Source organism: Sinorhizobium sp. 6-70 (assembly GCF_030124375.1).
Lineage (GTDB): Bacteria > Pseudomonadota > Alphaproteobacteria > Rhizobiales > Rhizobiaceae > Sinorhizobium.
This window is the reverse complement of sequence record NZ_JASKLS010000002.1, coordinates 110,301-129,112: the sequence shown is the minus strand read 5'-3', so window position 1 is coordinate 129,112 and position 18,812 is coordinate 110,301. Positions and strand designations below refer to the sequence as shown.

Sequence of the window (18,812 nt, the reverse complement as noted above, 5' to 3'; positions counted from 1 at the left end):
CGTCAGATGTGCCAGGGCATTGAGGCTGACGTCCGGCCGGCCGGCAAGAAGACCATCCATGACGTAAAAGCCCGTGGTTCCAACGAAGTCGCGAAGTTGGAGCCGGCCGCTTCCTGGCAACCAATCCAGACGAAACCAGAAGACGTAGGCCAGTAACACAGCCAACAAAATGATTGGTATCGATCCCAGAGCAACAAAGGCGTGGCGCAGGACTTGTGACCGCGCACCGCCCAATAGAAGCAGTGTCAGGCTGAACGCCAATCCCATCGCCAGGGCGGTAGACACCAAAATGAGCTCCAGCGTAGCGGGCAGGTATCTCAGGAGGTCGTCGCCCACCGGCTGGCGCGTGCGAACCGATTTTCCAAGGTCTCCCGAGCTCACACGCATCAGAAAATGGCCGTATTGCACCGCAATCGGATCGTTCAGGCCCAATTCCTCGCGCACGGCCTCGATCGTCGCCGACGGCGCGTACGGGCCCGCCATGGCCCTCGCCGGGTCGGAGGGGATGACGCTTTGCAGCAAAAAGACGATGAAGCTCATGACCATGAGAACGATGGCCAGACCACACGCCCGTTTCGCGAAATAAAAGGCCATGCTCACGTGCCCTTCAGCACCGCGCGAAGTCCATCGCCGGCGAGGTTTGAGAAGAGGCACAGAAGGAAGAGAGCAACCGCCGGCAACATCGGGATCCACCAGAAAACCGTCAAACTATCGAGCGAGCGTGCTGTCATGGCTCCGAGTTCGGCCGATGGCGCGGGCTGGCCGAGGCCGAGAAACGACATCACCGAGAGCGCCATGACCATGTTGGAGACATCGAGTGTCGCTGCGATGATCAAAGCAGGGACCGCTCCTGGAAGCAGATAGCGTAGCATCAGGCGAGGGCCGGCCACGCCGGCGGCGCGTGCCGCCTCCACATGCGGCCGCGCGTATAGCCGTCGAATTTCGTCCCGTGAGACGCGGGCGTACCAGGGCCACCAGAAGATAGCGAGCGCGATGATGCTGTGAAGGAGGCTCGGCCCCAAAACTGCAACCGCCGCAAGCGCAATCAAGGTGCTGGGCAGCACCAAGAACAAGTCGACGACACGCTGAACGATGAAATCCACCTTGCCGCCAATGGCGCCGGACACAACCCCGATGAGGGAGCCAAGCACGAGGCTGAACAAGATCACCGCAAGGCTTGCCAGCCAGGTGGACTGCGCGCCGACAAGCACCCGCGCGAACAGATCGCGACCGACCTCGTCCGTACCGAACCAATGTGCTTGCGAGGGAGGAAGATAAGCCTCTGCGATCCGCAAATAGGGATCATGAGGCGTCAGCCAGGTCGCCAACACGGCAACCACCGTAATCAGCAACACGCCGACGATGCCGACCCAACCCGACCAGCCGACCATGCGCAAGCCGTCGTGAAGGCGCGAAAGGGAATGTGTCTGTTCATTCGTCCCACGGATCATCGAGCGAGCATCGCGTCGAGGCTTGGACAGGCTTCAATCAGTGCACGGGTGACAGCACCACGGGAAGGGGACTGCAACATGTCGGCTTCAAACTCCTCAACGACCGTCCCCTTGTTTAACACGATGATACGGTCGGCAATAATCCTTGCCGCGGCAAGGTCATGGGTGACAAACAGCATCGCGAGTCCAAGGCGCCGGCGAAGATCATTAAGAAGATTGAGCGTTGCCGCCGCCAGCGGGACGTCCATGGCGCTGATCGGCTCGTCGCACAGAAGCAGCTTGGGTGGCACCACGACGGCCCGGGCCACGATGGCGCGTTGGCACTGGCCGACCGAGAGCTCCGACGGCAGGGCATGCATCAGCGACGGATCAAGCCCGACACTCTGCAAGGCTTCACCGACCTTCCGCCGACGCTCGGCGGCAGAGGTGACGTGTGGACGCAGGCGTTCACCAACCTGGTCACCGACGGACAACCAGGGTGTCAGCGCCGACACCGGATCCTGAAAGATCACCTGCGGCCGGCGGTCAAGGCATGAGATGCGCCCGCTGTCGGCAGCCATCAGTCCGGCGGCAATCCTCAACAGGGTTGATTTTCCGGAGCCGCTTTCGCCGACAACGGCAACTGATTGGCCGAGCGGGATTGAGAGGTTCACTCCTCTCAGCGCGGCGATCCGGTGCGGCCTTCCCCAGACCCGTTGCCTGTCCGCAGGGAAGTGCTTGTGAACGTCTACAAGCTCGAGTGCCACCGGTCCGTCTGTAACCTTTTCGCTCGGCCATGCCTCGCCCGGTGCCGCGACCGGAAGGATAGGGAAGGGCGTTTCGTCCGACCGATGGCATGCGACCAGGCCAGAATGCGCTTGAGTGCGGCGCTCCCGGGGGCGGACGCTGGAACAGTCGGTCCGGGCAATCTGGCAGTGTAAGACATAGCCGCAGCCACGATCACTCGTTTCGCCAATCCTGGATGCCGCGCGCCGGGCCGGCAACGGACGTGAACGGTCGGAATCGAGATCGTAGCGGGCGGCGAAGAGACTGGCCGAGTAGGGATGCTGCGGATTTCTCGCAACCTCGCGCAGCGTACCAGTCTCCGCCATTCGCCCGCCGAAAAGCACCATTACGCGGTCCGCCACGGCGGCCGCTAAATTGAGGTCGTGGGTGATGTAGATGATCGCAGTCTGCTCTTCTCGGGCGAGATTGCGCACGATTTGGAGCAAATGCGCTTGTGTCGTGACATCGAGCGCGGTCGTCGGCTCGTCGGCTATCAGGAGCTTCGGCCGCGCCATCATCGCCATTGCAATCAAAACCCGTTGACGCTCGCCGCCCGACAGACGATGGGGGAACGCGCCCGCGATGCGTGTCTCGTCGCTCAGGCCGGCGCGGCGCAGGCTGGCGAGTACCAGCGTCTCGTCCCCATCTGCGGATTCGTGCAGCTGACGACGGATCGTCATCGTGGGATTGAGTGCACCCATCGGGTCCTGTGGGACGGCGCGCACGAGCAAACGTCGCGCTGAGCGCAACAGGTGCGGCGGTGAGCCGACTATTTCCAGGCCCGCGAGCCGGATCGAGCCGCTCACTTCCGGCGCGCTCTCGTTCGGAAGAAGACCTTGGATCGCAGCGCCCAGCGTCGACTTTCCCGCACCGCTTTCGCCGACAACGGCCAGGATTTCACCCGGAGCTACCGCGAAACTGATCTCGTCGAGGACACGATGCCGTTGGCCGTTCCTGGCGAGAACGACCCCGAGCCCGGCAACGGTGAGGACTGGATCAACCATCTCGTTGCGCGGCGAATTTAAGCTCGGCAAAGGAGGCGTCCCGAAGCGCATTGGCGGGAGCATGCCAGCCTGGCTGCGAACTGCAAAGGTTGAAAACGCTGGTCATGTCCCGAGCCTCACGCGTTGACTGCCCATCCAAACGTTACATTCAGCGTGCCCATCGCACGGTGGCAAAATCGATGTTTCCGGGCGGAAAGGCAGGGCGCAGCCCGAGGTCAGTCAACCCCTTGGCATGAACCACGACATCTTTTACATCGACCAGAGGAACGAGATGCCCGGCTTCGACATACAGACGCCCGGCCTTTTCGTAGAGGGCGTTGCGCTCGGCAACATCCGTTTTTGTGCCGGCTACATCAACAATGGCGTCAGCCTCAGGCAGGCTCCTGCCATAAAAATTGAGCGGTGCATCCTTGGTGAAGAAAGCCCGCGCCTGGTTCTCCGGATGGGCTGCGTCCGGACTCGAAATGGTGAGCAACGCGTCAGGTGCATTGGGGTCGCCTTTCAACGCATAGGCGGCTCCCGGCGGCAGGACGTGAGCCGTTGCTTTCACGCCGATCAGGGCAAGCTGGACAATCAGACGGTCGGAGATGCGGGTATAGGTCGCCTTCGTGCTGTGCAAACCTATCACGACATTGACGTCGCCAAGTTTCGCGATCGCGGCCTTGGCAGCGTCGATGTCACTCGGATACTCGATTGGATCGGCGGGATCGAGCATCAGGTTCTGATACGCCGACTTCGACAACTCTGCATAGGGACCGAATACATCCTTGACCCATAGGGAGGGATTGATCGCGCTCAGGACGGCACGACGAATTTCAGGATTGTCGAGAGGTGAGCCGGGCTTAATGAACAAAGCGTATTGCGTCATGCTCGGAGCGGCGGTGACCTCAAGCCCAGGCGGCAAGTGGCTCAACTGCGCGAACGGGAAGTTGGTTGGCACGGCATCGATCTCGCCTGCTTTCAGTTTGAGGATCTGTTGTCCAATATCCGGCACCACAGGTATCTCGATGTTGTCGAAATGCGGTCGCTTGCCCCAATAGTCGGCATGGCGTTCGAGGACGTAACCCTCACCGCGCTTGAATTCCACGAGCTTGAAGGGTCCGGTGCCGACTGCGTGCTCACCGAGCCAGTTCGTGGCCCTATCTGACTTGTCGTGCTCGGTGAGCGCCAACGGACTGATCACCTTCGGCCCCCAAGCGCTCGCCAGCGCGTCCAGGAACGAGGGTTGAGGCTGCTTCAGTCGTATGACTACGGTGGCCTCATCCGGTGCGCTGATATCGGCGACATTGCCGAGCATGTAGCTCAGCACAAGCCCGCCATCACGGCGGCGTTTGAGGGAGCCGACCACCGCTTGCGCGGTCAAGGCCGTGCCGTCATGGAATTTGACGCCATCCTCGAGATGGAAAGTATAGCTGAGCCCGTCATTGGAAATCTCCCAACGGCTGGCAAGCAAACCGACGATTTGAGTGGACCCTGGCGCATATTCGACCAGACCTTCATAGACGTTGTTGATCGCACTTACTCCGTCCACCTCGAAACCATTGTCGGGATCGAACGTGCCGATGTCGATGGTATACGGAATGCGCAAGATCTCTGCCGCATGGGCCGGTATCACCAGAGCCAGCAGCGCCGCAAAAAGCCCGAGCACGAAAACGCCAAGGCGAAACTTTGCCGCTCGGCCAATAACATCAGAAGGGTTCATTCCTCGTCCCCGTACGCCCTGTTTTCATCGGCGATGTCAGCCATCACCGAAATTTGATCATTATCAAAACGAGACCACCTGCTTGACAGGCAGTGTTCTCTTCCCGGCCGCCGCGCACCCTTTCCGGCGAGGCATGACGCCTCAAGCGTAGCGGCTGAGGGCAAGAAAATATTGAAGAATCGAACTGTGATGACGCCGGACAAGGTCTTGGCGTACATCGCGCCATCCGCCTGCAAAGGGCGCAACGAGGGCGGGCCACGCCCACGGGCGATCCTTCAAAACCTCAGTCTGCGCGATCAAGCCACGATCGCGACCAGGCTTGCGCCGGCCATGACGAGAATCGTGTTCGGGTCCCCTGCGTTCTTACTGTATATTGCAGGCGATTTTCCGAGAATCACCATCCTCAGTATCTTCTGAGCGAGGGCTGGGGTGCGGCTGCGACAGGGCGCATGTCGCTTGAAACTTGAATTGAAGGGCAGGGCATGGACGCATCATGTTCCGGATCGGGAGACAAACCGATCGCGATGTTGGTTGATGATGACGTCAAGGTCCGTGAGGCCATGAGCAACCTTCTCAACTCAGTTGGGATCGAAACGATTTTATTCTCTTCGGCCCGGGAAGTTCTCGAGGCCAAACTTCCGGATCGGCCGAGCTGTTTCGTGCTCGACGTGCGCATGCCGGGATTGAGCGGGCTCGACCTCCAGCGTCACCTCCAGACCAACGGCATCGAGACACCGATCGTGTTCCTGACGGGACATGGCGACATTGCCATGAGCGTGGAGGCGATGAAGGCAGGTGCCGTCGACTTCCTGACGAAGCCGGTGCGTGACCAGACTTTCCTCGACGCGGTCTCCAACGCCATCGCGACTGACATCGCGCGGCGGGAGGCAACCCTTGCGGCGCGCAAGCATGCTGACAACTACGAGACGCTGACGCAGCGCGAACGGCAGGTCTTGCGCTTGGTCGTAGGCGGCTCCTTGAACAAGCAGATCGCCTTCGAACTCGGCATCAGCGAAATTACCGTCAAACTTCATCGAAGCAACATGATGAAGAAGATGCACGCAAACTCCATTACACAGCTGTTCGCAGCGTGGCAGTCGCTGCCTGAAAGCGTGCGGCGCGGTGACGAGTGATGGGGCGTCTGTCCCAAGGCATAGGTTTTCAGAGCCATCACCTGGTTGGTAGGATGAATTGACCTATACACATTGAGCAAGGCCTGAAGGCGCAGAGGGGGTTCGATGGAGGCAATGTCATCGACAAAGCGGCGGGCTTTTGCAGCGGCCATAAGTGCGATCGGCGCATTCCTGGCGTGGGTTTCTTCAGATCCGACGAGCTTATTGATCGCGGTTGCCGCCGCCTGCATTTGCATCGGCTGGAAGGCAGGACTGTTGGCAGTCGTGATGGCTGGCTTTGCGGCAGCCGCGATGGAGGCGGCTTCCGACACCATCGCCACGGACGGCCGGCTGCGCGTCGCCGTGTTTGTGGCCAGCGCATTCGGTCTATGGCTTGTGGTGCAGCTTTTCAGGGTCGTCAGCTTCTACGAGCAAGTCTACAAGAAAACTCAGCCGACCATGGAGGATATTCCCGGTCTTGGCTGGTCCTGCTACCCCGATGGGCGGATGCGTTTTGTTAATCCGAAGGCATTGGAATTTGTCGGGCTGACAGTCGACGAAATGAAAAGACTCATGGAGGCTGGTGACACCGCTTGGTGGCAACGCTTTGTACACCCCGATGACCTCGAGCGAAGCCGAGCACTGTGGAAGCACAGTTTGAGTACCGGCGAGCCATTGATCGACGAACAGCGGGTCCGCCGCCACGATGGCACTTACCGATGGTTTCGCGACTCCGCAGTGGCATCGCGAGACGAGCACGGGCACATCACCGCCTGGTACGGCACCACCGTCGATATCGATGACCAGCGCAAGGCGGAAGCCGCTTTGCGAGAGAGCGAGCAGCAACTGCGCCAGCTCATCGACACTGTGCCGGCACTCATTTGGTGCGCAACTCCTGACGGCAAGCCGTCCTACCTCAATCAACCATTGCTGCGCTGGACTGGCATGACTCAGAGCGGAGAGACAACTGGAACCGCCAGCCAGTTGGCCGCGACGATCATCGAAGCCGTCCATCCGGACGATCAGCCCTCGTTTCAGTCAGCTCTCAGCCAATCATTCAAGTCCGGCGATCCGGTCATGCTGAAGTACCGGCTGCGAAGGGCAGACGGCAACTACCGCTGGATCGATGGCAAGGCCGAGCCCTTGCGCGACACCGATGGTCGCATTCTTCAATGGTATGGCGTGTGCCTTGACATTCATGACGAGATGCAGGCCCAGGAAGCTGTCCGCCTTGCGGACGAGAGGCTGGCTCGTGCCCTGCGTGCGGCAAGTCTTTCTGAAATGTCGGTCTCGATCGCGCACGAACTCAATCAACCACTGCAAGCGATCGTCGCAAACGCCAATGCGTTCCAGCGGTGGCTACGCGCAGACCCGCCGAACCTTGAACGAGCGAGCCGCACCGCCGAGTGGATTATTCGAGACGTCGATGCGGCCGCCGATGTGGTTAATCGGATTCGGGCGCTGTTTACCCAGGCCGGCCAATCACGACAACTGATCCAATTGAATACGGTCATCAAGGAGGTATGCGAGCTGGTCTCCGACAAACTTCAGGCGGGTAAGATCAGGTTGGAAATCGACCTCGATCCCTCTCTGCCGAGCGTTGGGGCGGACCGCGTTCAGATCGAGCAGGTCGTGATCAATCTCGTCAGAAACGCGATCGAAGCCATGCACGAAACCCCCGTGCATGCCCGCATTCTTCGCATAGCGACACGCCTGCGCAATCCCGACATGCTGGAAGTGGCGGTTTCCGATCGGGGCCACGGAATCGCCGATTCCGACAGGATTTTCGAAGCGTTCTTCACGACAAAGAAGGATGGTATCGGCATGGGTTTGGCGATTTGCCGCTCTGTCGTCGAAACGCATGGCGGCCGCGTTTGGGCCGAGAATGCCGCTGGGCGCGGGGCTACAGTCATCTTCAGCCTGCCGGTCCAATCGCCGGAGCGAGAGCGCAAGCCGATCGATGTCGGCACGTTGGTCGCCAGCAAAACGCCTCACGAGGCCGAGCGCCTAACCGTTTGAGCGACGTAGGTAACCTTTCGCTCACATCAACTAGGGAAGTTGGGGCGCGCTTGAAGAGCACCTGATGCGCCTTCACCAAACATTGCCGGCGCGTCGAAACGCGAACCAACCGGTGGTCGAGACATCCTATACCCGCGAATAGATCGATTAATCCTGCAAGGCTATCGAATTTCGTGACGGCCCCAAATACTCTGCTCAATGATAAGACGCGCGGCACTGTAGGGGCGGCTGAAGGTCGCGCAGCGCCGACGGCCGCAGAAGCGTTGTGTTCGCGAATGATGATCTTCCGAAGGCTCGTCAGGCAGGGGTAGCAATCATGGGTACTGTGGCTCTAAGGGTCGACGCTCTTCCGAACCCTACGCAAACTGAAGCGCGGTTGCGACAGATTGAAGAGGATTTTGCGCATGCAGCACGACTGTGCATGCTTGGTGAGATGGTGAGCTCGATCGTCCACGAGGTCCGCCAGCCGCTGTCGGCCATTGTGATGGATACAGACACGAGTTTGCGACTGCTGTCGCAGGACACACCGGACCTGAAAAAACTCCGTTTCAACATGGCTCGAATGAAAGACTGCGCCTGGCGTGCGAGTGAGCTTGTCCATCGGATCAAGCAGATGGCGGCGAAACGCGATCCGATCTGTACCACTGTGGACATCAACGGCGTAATATCGGATTCCATTGAACTCATGGCTATCGAAACCGTGTCACGGTCGATCCGGATCCATTGCTCACTTGATTCCGCAACCCCACTGGTCCGTGGCGATGCCTTGCAGCTGCAGCAGGTGATCGTCAACCTGCTCATCAACGCCGTGCAAGCTATCGAGCTGACTTCGTCCGGGCGCCGGGAAATCTGCGTGAAGTCAAAACAGAACTTCCATGGTGTCCGCATTTCGATTGAGGACGATGGAGCGGGCATACCCGAGCCGCTGCTCGACCAGATCTTCGACGCCTATTTTTCGACCAAGCGGACCGGCATGGGGATGGGATTGTCGATCTCCCGTTCCATCATCGAAGCGCATGGGGGCACGATCAACGCAACGAATGGCGCCAATGGTGCCATCGTTAATGTCGATTTGCCACGCGAAGCTGCACCATGCGCGGATCTCCTCAACGACGCAGAGGAAGCCGACGCGTCCGTGTTGCCAATGCTAAGCCATTCGCCCGACTTCGCCCGACCGAAATTCTAAACGCCAGAGTTCGAATATCTTGCCGGGTTCAATCTTGGCTTCCAGCGCTGGACTACCCGCACCGGCACTGCCCGTGCGGCAGGCTTTCTGTGCGGGCGCGAATGGCTAGCCGATGATCGAGCGCCTCGATGACGGGTTCACCGGACCTACGGTGCACCGGCGATCTACCAAGGATTCGCAAGGGCTTGCGGACTCGGCGCCGCGGGCACGCGGTGTCTACGCATTGGAGTTTGCTTGCTCGGCCTGCGGCGGCGGTTTGATGAGATCAAGCGCCTTCTGCGCAACCGCGTTGCTCGCATCCCCGCCGCCGGCGACGGAGACGGTCGGAACGGCAAATTTAATCCCTTTGGCATCGAACGCCTTCTTGATCAAGGCATAGGCACGGCGACGGATCACCGCCTGCTCGCCCGGTTTGGTCATGATCTTCATGCGAATCTGTATGGCGAAGTCGCCAAATTGCTCGACGCCTTGCATCTTCAATGTTTCCATGATGAGCGGCGCGATCTCCTCGTCTGTCAGCAACTCCTTGCCGACCTCCTTGACGGTATTTTTTACGATGTCCAGGTCGGTATCGTAGGTGACGCTCACCATGATCTTGTCGATCGCCCAATCACGCGAATAGTTGGTGATCTTGTCGAGCGAGCCGAACGGGATCGTGTGGAGCGCACCACGATGGTGCCTGATCTTTATCGAGCGCAACGAAAAGGATTCGACCGTGCCTTTGATGCTGCCGCTCTCGATGTATTCGCCGACCCGGAAGGCGTCGTCGAGGAGGAAGAACATTCCGGAAATGATGTCCTTGACCAGCGTCTGGGCACCGAAACCGACAGCAATGCCAACGACGCCTGCACCCGCGATAAGCGGACCTATCTCCACGCCCAGACTGGAAAGCGCCATCAGTATGGCCATAGCGAGCAGCACAACAAACAATATGTTGCGAAAGACCGGAAGCAGTGTGCGGAGCCTGGCGCTCCGTCGCAACTCGTCGGAGTCGATCGCGTGGCCCGCCTCTGTCTGCATCAGCTTGCGATCTATCCAGGCACTCGTAATCCGCCATGTAAAATCGGCCAGCAGGATGACGACGAAGGCATTCAGGAGCCCTCGAATAAAACGGGTCGCCACAGTATCCCTGGCCGCCAGTGTGCCGAAGTCTAACCCAAGCAGCGATGCAATGAGGTAGGCGCCTCCGATCAGCAGGAGCGCGCGCAAACCGCGTTCCAGTGCCGCTCCCGTGAGCGAAGGAACGCCTCCATCGGCGACCATCGCGCCCGGTGGACGCATAATGTGCTCGACTGAAAGCCTCACGGACGAAATCGCGATCGGTAAAACCAGAAGTATAACCCCAATGTAGAACGTGGCGGCGATGCCGGAGAGCGCGACCAGCCAATTGGCGATGATATAGAGCGTAGCAAGCACGGTGCCGACGCGATGGCGACGATTGACCAAATCGAGACCGTCGAATGTAGGACAGCGCCAAAGTGCGACGAGGGCCAGGCCGAACAGGACCAAACCCGCTGCAAGGGCAACAATGTAGGTGGCTTCGCGTCCTACTCCGAGCATCGGCAACAGCTGATAGGTGAAATGCCCGAATGCGAAGCTGCCAACCAGCGCTGCCGACCAGAAAAACCAGAAGCGGGCGGTGACTGTCGCCACGGGCATCAGCCGAAACCGTTCAGCGCCGGGTGCAAGCACGATGCGCCCCGCAACCAACGTCAAGCGCACGGCCAGAAATACGAGAAGATAGGTGAGAACGGTGTGCTGCAACAGCGGCGGCCAGTCGAACAGCAGGAAGGCGCCGATGCTTCCGACGGCAAAGGCCAGAAGGAGGCCCAGGCCGTAGAGCATACGCAATCCTGCGACGCGCAACCGGTCGTCGATCGTCTCCAGATGCGTTACGATTATCCGCTTGCGGAGACCGGACGTGGCGTACCAATAGAGCCACTCCAGGCCGAACCCCAGCGTCACAAAGAAGACCAGCGACAGAATAGCGTCGAAGGATCCCTGTTCCCTCATCTCGGACATCAATGCAACACGCGCGCTGTCGAGTTCAGCAGGCAGGGTCGGAATGGCGGTCGCCATGTCATGAACGAAGGCTCGCGCAGCATTCAACCGGTCAACGATGATCTTGCTGGCGTTCGCAGCTTCGACTGAAACTTGCGCTTCGACCGGGCGGATTCCCGTTTGAGACTGAAACCACGCTTGAATGTCGGGGCGTTGCAAGAGGTCGACAAGCTTTCGCAAATCTTCCGGAGGTGGCGCGGCGACGGATGTCGGCTGCGCGGCAGGATTAGGCCCCGCTTGAGCCATTGCTGATTGGCAAGGCGTCAGCAAAGCGAAGATTAGCAGCAACAAGCAGCGGGGGTTCATGTAACGCTCCTAGCCCGTCCACCGCATTTTCACGTGCCAACGGGGGTCAACGAATACGCGTCAGTTTTAGTCTACGCCAGAGCGGGCACCTCGATCGAGGTGCCCGCTCACTCTTCGTCTTCAGCCAAGCAACTGAGTGGTGCCCAAGCGGTGCGGACGCGATCCTCGGCGGGCCGCTGCGGCGGTCAGTATCCATGCGGCGGTACAAACAGGCAGATGGTGTGCCCGTCGCTCGCGCCGGCCGCCGAACACCAGTGAAAGAGGCCGTCGGGACTGTTCCTGATACGGCTGTCCGTGTAGGTAATCACTTCCCCCGTACCCTTGATAACATAGCCCTCGCGCCGCTCTGCGACAGCATTGTATGCAACTTCGCGGCAATCGTAGCCGGAGCAACAGGATAAGGGATAGGACCACCCATGCGGTTGCGCGGCGGTCGGCAGCGCGTCATGCGCTCTGGCATTCGGTGCTATGAGCAGCACCCATGCACCGACGAAAAACACGGCGACCAGGGACAGAAATGCGACGAGCTCGCGAAACTTCGACGGAACGTGCGTGATGAGAAACAGGTGTTTCATGACACGATTTCCTTTCCACTGAGCGCATCTGGATGGTTGGATGCTGTGGCAAGGATCAAGCAAGTCTGGAGAGAAATCTATTGTACGAAGGTGTTGTCTATACTTTCGCATAGGTGCGCGCGACCGAATAAGCTTACGTGACTGGCGCGCCGCGTCAGGTCCGGTCTTGATCAAAAGCGAGCTGGTGGCGAAGTCGATCTGGCCGCGTTGATTTCAGGCTGTCCGAGCGGCGCGAACAGCGCAGCCAAATCGCGGGCATCGGACATCAATCCAAATTGGAGGGACTCCTGGCAGGTCACGAACTATCGGCTTTGCCTGCCAACGCAGCTTCCAGCTTCGCGAAATCGAGTTCGCGCTCCCAACGAGCAACGACAATGGTCGCGACCGCATTGCCCATGAGATTTGTCAACGCACGGCATTCGGACATGAAACGGTCCACTCCGAGTATCAGCGCCATGCCGGCAACCGGCACCGAAGGCACGACTGACAAAGTCGCGGCAAGAGTTATAAAACCTGCCCCCGTGACACCGGCAGCACCTTTTGAACTCAACATCGCGACGAGGAAAAGCAGGACCTGGTCGCCGAGGCTGAGAGGCGTGTCGGTTGCCTGGGCAATGAACATCGCCGCAAGCGTCATGTAGATATTGGTTCCATCCAGATTGAAGGAGTAGCCAGTCGGAACCACAAGCCCAACGATAGGGCGCGCGCAGCCGGCCCTTTCCAACTTTGCCATCAAACCAGGCAGTGCCGCTTCAGACGACGACGTGCCAAGGACGAGCAAAAGTTCTTCCTTGATATAGCGGACAAGCCTGAGGATCGAAAATCCGTTGTAGTGCGCCACCGCGCCCAGGACGACCACAACGAAAAGGATTGCGGTCAGGTAGAAGGTGCCAACGAGAACGGCGAGGTTCGCTATGGTGGCGACGCCATACTTGCCGATCGTAAAAGCCATGGCGCCAAAAGCACCGACCGGTGCCATCTTCATCAACATCGCCGTCATTTTGAAGACGGGAAACGACATCGCGCGCAGCAAATCGAGCACCGGGCGGCCCCGTTCGCCCACCAGTCCGAGCGCAGTTCCAAACAGTATCGAGAAGAACAGGACCTGCAGGATGTCACCCTGGGCAAACGCTCCGACGATCGTGTCCGGTATGATGTTGATCACGAAGCCGATGAAGCTGATCTCGTGAGATTTTGTCGCGTAAACCTCAATCGCCTGCGCATCCAGGGAAGTCGGACTGATATGCATGCCGGCCCCGGGCTGAACCAGGTTGGCCACGCTGAGGCCCATCACCAGGGCAAGCGTCGAAAATGTAAGGAAATACACTATCGCCTTGCCCGCGACACGGCCGAGCTTCTGCAAATCGGACATATCGGCGATACCGGTCGTGACGGTCAGGAATATAACTGGCGTGATGACCAATTTCACCAGTTTTATAAACATGTCCCCGAGTATTTTTAGGTTGCTTCCAAGCTCTGCATGGAAATACCCCAGCAATATTCCGGCGATAATTGCGATTATCACCTGGACATAGAGGTGGCCGAAGGGATGGGACTTCTGCGTCGCCGTAACGTCGAGGGAAATCATTGTTGCTACAGCCTTCAGGTAGCCATGAAGGCGCTAGTCAGCGACCTTCATGACTGTAATGCTTCCAGGATCTCCCATGAAGATTGAAATTCGTGCCTAATGATATCCAATCTTTTGTATAATCGACTGCAGCCCCCTACAGCGCCTACTATTGGCAATCCAGGTTGCTTCGAGGCGGCGGCGCACTCGATAGCCGCGGCGATGCGTGCCGCGACGTAGCCTGATTGCTTGAACGCCTGACCGTCGTGGAAGGGTAGGGGAGAGGACACTTGCGGCGGATATTCGCAAGGCGGATACGTACGATCCCCCGAGGGCGATGATGAGCGACGCCCGTGACGACGTCCTCGTCCATGAGTGTCGCGGCCCAGCGCGAGCCGTACGAAGATGCCGCTCAGTGCTGCGGCGTTTGCGGCACGTAATCTCGCGCGACATCGATAGAAGCCGGACGGCCGTTTAGAAACAACTCGCCGATGCGCGGCGCGGTCCTTGCGATCACCTTGCCCGCCTTGATGACGAACAACCGGTTCGGTTTCAGCCTTAGCGCTTCGGTGACGTCGGCCGCCTGCAGCACGATGAGATCTGCCTTGCAGCCGATTTCGAGCCCGTAACCTTCGAGCCCCATCGTCTTCGCCGAATTGACCGTAATCGCGTCGAAGATCTTGTGCTTGTCCTCGATACCGGCCATCTGCGCGACGTGAATTGCCATGTGGGCGACCTCCAGCATGTCACCCGAGCCCATTGAGTACCACGGGTCCATGACGCAGTCATGCCCGAAGGAGACGTTGAGCCCGGCGGCCATCAACTCCCGCACCCGCGTCATGCCGCGCCGCTTCGGATAAGTGTCGTGACGACCCTGCAGGATGATGTTGATCAGCGGATTGGGGATCACGTTGATCTCAGCCTCCGCCATAAGCGGGATGAGCTTCGAAACGTAATAGTTGTCCATCGAGTGCATCGAGGTGAGATGCGAACCAGCAACGCGTCCCTTAAGTCCGAAGCGCACCGTCTGGGCCGCCAGCGTTTCGATGTGGCGCGACATCGGATCGTCGGTTTCGTCGCAATGCATGTCGACCGGCAGACCGCGGTCGGCGGCGATCCGGCACAGCGCCTCGACCGAGCGGGTGCCGTCTTCCATCGTCCGTTCGAAATGCGGAATGCCGCCGACGATGCCGACGCCCATATCGAGTGCACGCTCGAGCGAGCGGACGCTGTCGGGGGCGCGGTAATAGCCGTCCTGCGGGAAGGCGACGAGTTGCAGATCAATATAGGGCGCGACCTTCTCCTTGACCTCCAGCAGTGCTTCGGCCGTCACAAGGCGCGGATCGGACGTATCCACGTGGCTGCGGATGTAAAGAAGGCCCTGACTGACGGCGAGATCACAATAGCGCAGGGCCCGCCCGACGACCGCCTCCTTCGTCAGCAGTGGGCGCAATTCCCCCCAAAGCGAGATACCCTCCAGCAACGTGCCGGAGACGTTCATTCGCGGTCTGCCGAGCGACAGCGTCGCGTCCATATGAAAATGCGGGTCGCAGAACGGTGGACTGACCAATCGACCGGTCGCGTCGATCTCCTTGCCGCCGGTTGCGGGAATGGATTTCTCGATCGCGGTGATCTTGCCGCCCTTAAGGCCCAGATCGACTCCTTGGCGGCCGTCCGGAAGGTTCGCATTGCGGATGATCAGGTCGAACATGGGTGGCTCCTTCAGGTGTCCGCTCGCGCTTTCAGCGCGGCTGGGCTGCATTAGCGACGATGCAACTCCTTCTACGCGAAGACAACTCGGTGCGCTCATGGCCCACCGAGATTCTGCCTCACCCGACCATTTGAGGAAATGCTCGAAATTGCGTCCGGCGGAGCGACCAGCCCCACCGCAGAGCGCGCAACGACCGTTCTACGGGACGGGCCTGTGTGACCTGAGGACCGGTGATCATTTTTGATCGTTTTACTTCGAATGATCCGCAGTACTGCGTGCTATGACCGCCTTGTCCGTTGATGCGCGAACGAAACTACGCAAAACCTGAGTGCAAAGGAGATCGAATGATCAGAGAGCAGCGACATGCAAGAATTCTCTCAATACTCCGAAAGCAGGGCGTCGTGAGTATGGAAGAACTGCGCCGTTGCATGCCCGATGTCGCCGCGGTGACGCTCAGACGCGACCTTGCGCAGCTGGACGAACTCGGCGCGATCCGGAGACGTCACGGCGGGGCCGTGCTGCCAGACGAGTCGCTGGTGCGCTCCAAGGGCCCACTGCCGGGAGCGGAGGCGAGCCCGCTCGCCTCCGATCTCGCTTCCCTGAATGCGGTCATCCTGCCGCCGATCTCGGGCAGGGGGAGCGAGGCGCTGCGGCGGGATATCATCCGGCGCGGCATTCCCTTCATCGCAGAAAGCGCTCCCCAGCCGGGCGGCGTCTATCTCGGTCCGGACAACTTTGCCGCGGGCGTGGAACTCGGCCGGCTGGCGGCGCGGGAGGTCGAGGGCAGGCCGTTCTCGATGCTGGTGATCAGCGTGGCCGAACTTCCCAATACGCGTGAGCGCGTGGCGGGCTTCGAGACCGGTCTCGCCGAGGCCGGTGTCAAGCCAGCGGCGATCCATCGGGTCAACGGCCAGGGCAGCTACAGGATCGGCCTGCGCGTCGCCCATGACGCCTTCGTCGCCGATGAGACGATCAACCTCGTCTTCGCCGTCAACGACCATGCGGCCATCGCAGGCATCGAGGCGGCCCAGCGTCTCGACAGGCAGGTTGCCGTCTATTCGATGGGAGGCGAGAGCGCGGGCTTCATGGCGCGGCTTGCCGAATCCGGCCCGCTCAAGGCGGTCGGCGCGCTGTTTCCCGAAGTCGTCGGCCGGCTCGGCATCGACATGGCCGTACTCGGAATCCTTGGACAGTCCTTGTCCGACACCGTCACGCCGCATGCGATCATCACCCCGAGGACCCTCGGCGACTATTTCGAGGACGGCTCGGACGGGTGGCGCCTCAAGGAAAATGTCCTCGATCGACTGAGCAGCGTTCGGCTCGGGTTCAATGCGAAGCTTTTGCGCTCACGGCGGATCGGTTTCCTGCCGCATTACCCGGCGCATGACTGGTACCGCAGCATGGCGAGCGCGATGCAGGCGCGCTGCCAGGATTATGGCGCAACGCTCGTGGTCTCGCCACCCCACCACGGGATCTCGGCCGAGATCGCCCGGCTGCGCCGCGAGATCGCCCAGAGCGCGACGCAGCTCGTCCGGCCCGGCACGGTGGTCGCGCTCAACGAGGGGCAGGCGAGCCTCTTCCTTGCCGAAGAGCTCAGAAGCCTTGCCGCCGGCAAGCCGGAGCGCCTGCAGGGCGTTACCGTCGTGACCAATTCCTTCGACGTCCTCAACGCGCTCGAGGATATCCCCACGATCAAGGTGATCCTGACGGGCGGTGAATACCAGAAGGCCGACCGCTGCCTTGTCGGACCGAGCCTCGGCGCGATCTTCGAGCGGGTGCGCCCGCATCTCGCCTTCATCGCGGTCGACGGCGCGACACCGGGCTTCGGCCTCTCGTCGCTCGACGAACGGCGAGCGCTTGCTGCCCAGCGGCTCATCGACGCGGCTGAGGTCAGCATCGTTCTGGCGGACAGCGTGGCGCTCGGCTCGGATGCGAACCATCGCATCGCCGGAGCCGCCCAGATCCGGTCGGTGCTGACTGACGACGGCGCCTTGCCCGAGGACCGCCAGCGTTTCCGGTCGGTCGGCGTCGACGTGCTGATCGCCGGCGAAGTGCTTCCCGAACCGGCCTTCGACACGGTCGGGAATTATCGAAACCAACCCTGAAACAATTCAATCGCGAGGGAGGAGAACCATGAAGCGATCATTATTAACGGCCGTGACGATGGGAGCAATGCTGCTTGGCACCAGCTCGGTTCTGGCACAGCAGGTCACCCTGCAATTCTGGGATAACCAGCAGACCGAAAGCGGCCTTTCGGATGTGCAGAAAGCCGCCGTCGAGCGGTTCATGAAGGAAAATCCCGACATCAAGATCGAGGTGACCACCGTTCCCTATCCCGAATATCAGCAGCGATTGCTGACGGCGGTCCAGGGCGGTAATGCGCCCGACATTGCCACGCTGGACCAGATCTGGGTCGGCGCCTTCGCCAAGGCCGGTGCCGTCGCAGACCTTACCGAGCAGGCCGGTGCCGCGGCTCTCGCACGCGACAACTTCTTCGGCGGAGCCTGGGATTCGGCGGTGCTTGGTGGAAAGCTCTATGGCATCCCGTTCAACGTCGATGTCTGGCAGTTCAGCTACTACAACAAGGCGCTCCTCGACGCGGCAAAGATCGATCCGGCGAGCCTCAGCACCTTTGACGGTCTGAAGGCTGCCGCCGAGAAGCTGACCACAAACGGCAAGTTCGGTGTCGGCCTGTTCGGGCACAAGGGCGAGGATACGGTCGTCGTCGGCGATTCCTTCATCTTCTCGAACGGCGGCAAGGTCTTGAACGACGACGGCAGTTGCGGCCTGACCGAGGCGCCCGCCGTCGAGGCGCTGACCTACCTGCAGCAGCTATCGAAGTTCGCGCCGGGCGGCATTCTGAACGCCTCCTCCGGCGACATGCGCGAACTGTTCCTGAACGGCTCGCTCGCCATCGAATTCTGGCCGGCGCTGGAACAGCCGACGCTGCAGAAAAGCAAGCTCGACTGGGGTTTCGTAAGCGGAACCGCGCCCGAGGGCAAGACACCGGTCGGGACCTTCGGCGGCTGGAACCTCGCGATCTTCGAGTCCTCGCCGAACAAGGACGCGGCCTGGAAATTCATCCAGTTCATGGTGCGTGAGGACGTGAACGGCGACGTAGTAGACCTCATCCCGGCGAACAAGAAGGCCGCCACGGCCTTCCTCGAGAAGAACCGCAAGGATCCCAAGGTCATCATGGCGCATCTTGAGAACGCGAAGGCACGGCCGCTGTCTCCGCGCTACCTCGAGCTCGCCGATGCGCAGATCGCCATGTTCCAGGAGATCTATGCCGGCGGCGATCCCGCCGCGGCCGCAGCGAAGGCCTGCGAGGCCATCAACGCCCTCGACTGATC

At 60.3% G+C, this 18,812-nt stretch carries 13 protein-coding genes and 1 pseudogene; 5 read left to right on the top strand and 9 right to left on the bottom strand.

The annotated features are described in order from the left end of the window. From QN222_RS04445 to QN222_RS04425, 5 genes and pseudogenes are all read right to left on the bottom strand, one after another. Nucleotides 1–594 (bottom strand): annotated as a pseudogene (locus QN222_RS04445) (ABC transporter permease); the annotation flags it as partial. Between the two features lie 2 nt (nucleotides 595–596). Further along, entirely contained in the window at nucleotides 597–1,451 is an 855-nt protein-coding gene (locus tag QN222_RS04440) for an ABC transporter permease (protein WP_283961997.1), read from the bottom strand. After that, nucleotides 1,448–3,220 (bottom strand): ABC transporter ATP-binding protein, encoded by a 1,773-nt coding sequence (locus tag QN222_RS04435; RefSeq protein WP_283961998.1) that lies wholly within the window; start codon nucleotides 3,218–3,220, stop codon nucleotides 1,448–1,450. Before QN222_RS04435 ends, QN222_RS04440 begins: the two co-directional genes overlap by 4 nt. A gap of 148 nt (nucleotides 3,221–3,368) precedes the next feature. Continuing rightward, nucleotides 3,369–4,922: an ABC transporter substrate-binding protein gene (locus QN222_RS04430; protein ID WP_283961999.1), complete on the bottom strand. Its 1,554-nt coding sequence runs from the start codon at nucleotides 4,920–4,922 to the stop codon at nucleotides 3,369–3,371. Beyond that, nucleotides 4,919–5,140 carry a hypothetical protein gene (locus QN222_RS04425; RefSeq protein ID WP_283962000.1) on the bottom strand — a complete coding sequence of 74 codons (222 nt, stop codon included), beginning with the start codon at nucleotides 5,138–5,140 and terminating at the stop codon, nucleotides 4,919–4,921. Before QN222_RS04425 ends, QN222_RS04430 begins: the two co-directional genes overlap by 4 nt. Nucleotides 5,141–5,404: 264 nt before the next feature. On the opposite strand from QN222_RS04425, the gene QN222_RS04420 reads away from it, so the two are divergent. From QN222_RS04420 to QN222_RS04410, 3 genes are all read left to right on the top strand, one after another. Next, the gene (locus QN222_RS04420; protein WP_283962001.1) at nucleotides 5,405–6,055 is read left to right on the top strand and encodes a response regulator transcription factor; all 651 of its coding nucleotides are present in this window, start codon (nucleotides 5,405–5,407) and stop codon (nucleotides 6,053–6,055) included. Nucleotides 6,056–6,169: 114 nt separating this feature from the next. After that, nucleotides 6,170–8,053, top strand: coding sequence for a PAS domain-containing sensor histidine kinase (locus tag QN222_RS04415; RefSeq protein ID WP_283962002.1), 1,884 nt, complete (start codon nucleotides 6,170–6,172; stop codon nucleotides 8,051–8,053). A gap of 316 nt (nucleotides 8,054–8,369) precedes the next feature. Further along, nucleotides 8,370–9,239, top strand: a complete 870-nt coding sequence (locus QN222_RS04410; protein WP_283962003.1) for an ATP-binding protein — start codon at nucleotides 8,370–8,372, stop codon at nucleotides 9,237–9,239. Nucleotides 9,240–9,455: 216 nt separating this feature from the next. Here the strand turns inward: QN222_RS04410 and QN222_RS04405 are convergent, their stop codons facing one another. The 4 genes from QN222_RS04405 to QN222_RS04390 all read right to left on the bottom strand — a co-directional run bounded on the left by QN222_RS04405 (nucleotide 9,456) and on the right by QN222_RS04390 (nucleotide 15,459). Continuing rightward, the gene (locus tag QN222_RS04405; RefSeq protein WP_283962004.1) at nucleotides 9,456–11,318 is read right to left on the bottom strand and encodes a mechanosensitive ion channel family protein; all 1,863 of its coding nucleotides are present in this window, start codon (nucleotides 11,316–11,318) and stop codon (nucleotides 9,456–9,458) included. A gap of 473 nt (nucleotides 11,319–11,791) precedes the next feature. Then, the gene (locus tag QN222_RS04400) at nucleotides 11,792–12,181 is read right to left on the bottom strand and encodes a hypothetical protein (RefSeq protein ID WP_283962005.1); all 390 of its coding nucleotides are present in this window, start codon (nucleotides 12,179–12,181) and stop codon (nucleotides 11,792–11,794) included. Between the two features lie 295 nt (nucleotides 12,182–12,476). Then, entirely contained in the window at nucleotides 12,477–13,769 is a 1,293-nt protein-coding gene (locus QN222_RS04395; protein WP_283962006.1) for a dicarboxylate/amino acid:cation symporter, read from the bottom strand. A gap of 391 nt (nucleotides 13,770–14,160) precedes the next feature. After that, nucleotides 14,161–15,459, bottom strand: a complete 1,299-nt coding sequence (locus tag QN222_RS04390) for an amidohydrolase family protein (RefSeq protein WP_283962007.1) — start codon at nucleotides 15,457–15,459, stop codon at nucleotides 14,161–14,163. A gap of 299 nt (nucleotides 15,460–15,758) precedes the next feature. Between QN222_RS04390 and QN222_RS04385 the strand changes: the two genes are divergently transcribed. Then, complete coding sequence (locus tag QN222_RS04385) at nucleotides 15,759–17,564, top strand: substrate-binding domain-containing protein (protein ID WP_336621006.1); 1,806 nt, start codon at nucleotides 15,759–15,761, stop codon at nucleotides 17,562–17,564. 28 nt (nucleotides 17,565–17,592) lie between these two features. Further along, a complete protein-coding gene (locus tag QN222_RS04380) occupies nucleotides 17,593–18,810 on the top strand; it encodes a sugar ABC transporter substrate-binding protein (RefSeq protein ID WP_284005268.1) in 1,218 nt (405 codons plus the stop codon). The last annotated feature ends 2 nt before the right edge of the window (nucleotides 18,811–18,812 follow it).

Coding starts and splice junctions, on each gene's coding strand:
- QN222_RS04425 (WP_283962000.1), bottom strand. CDS start 5,140: ATGTACGCCAAGACCTTGTCCGGCGTCATCACAGTTCGATTCTTCAAT.
- QN222_RS04380 (WP_284005268.1), top strand. CDS start 17,593: ATGAAGCGATCATTATTAACGGCCGTGACGATGGGAGCAATGCTGCTT.
- QN222_RS04410 (WP_283962003.1), top strand. CDS start 8,370: ATGGGTACTGTGGCTCTAAGGGTCGACGCTCTTCCGAACCCTACGCAA.
- QN222_RS04405 (WP_283962004.1), bottom strand. CDS start 11,318: ATGGCGACCGCCATTCCGACCCTGCCTGCTGAACTCGACAGCGCGCGT.
- QN222_RS04435 (WP_283961998.1), bottom strand. CDS start 3,220: ATGGTTGATCCAGTCCTCACCGTTGCCGGGCTCGGGGTCGTTCTCGCC.
- QN222_RS04390 (WP_283962007.1), bottom strand. CDS start 15,459: ATGTTCGACCTGATCATCCGCAATGCGAACCTTCCGGACGGCCGCCAA.
- QN222_RS04400 (WP_283962005.1), bottom strand. CDS start 12,181: ATGAAACACCTGTTTCTCATCACGCACGTTCCGTCGAAGTTTCGCGAG.
- QN222_RS04430 (WP_283961999.1), bottom strand. CDS start 4,922: ATGAACCCTTCTGATGTTATTGGCCGAGCGGCAAAGTTTCGCCTTGGC.
- QN222_RS04385 (WP_336621006.1), top strand. CDS start 15,759: ATGCGCGAACGAAACTACGCAAAACCTGAGTGCAAAGGAGATCGAATG.
- QN222_RS04440 (WP_283961997.1), bottom strand. CDS start 1,451: ATGATCCGTGGGACGAATGAACAGACACATTCCCTTTCGCGCCTTCAC.
- QN222_RS04415 (WP_283962002.1), top strand. CDS start 6,170: ATGTCATCGACAAAGCGGCGGGCTTTTGCAGCGGCCATAAGTGCGATC.
- QN222_RS04420 (WP_283962001.1), top strand. CDS start 5,405: ATGGACGCATCATGTTCCGGATCGGGAGACAAACCGATCGCGATGTTG.
- QN222_RS04395 (WP_283962006.1), bottom strand. CDS start 13,769: ATGATTTCCCTCGACGTTACGGCGACGCAGAAGTCCCATCCCTTCGGC.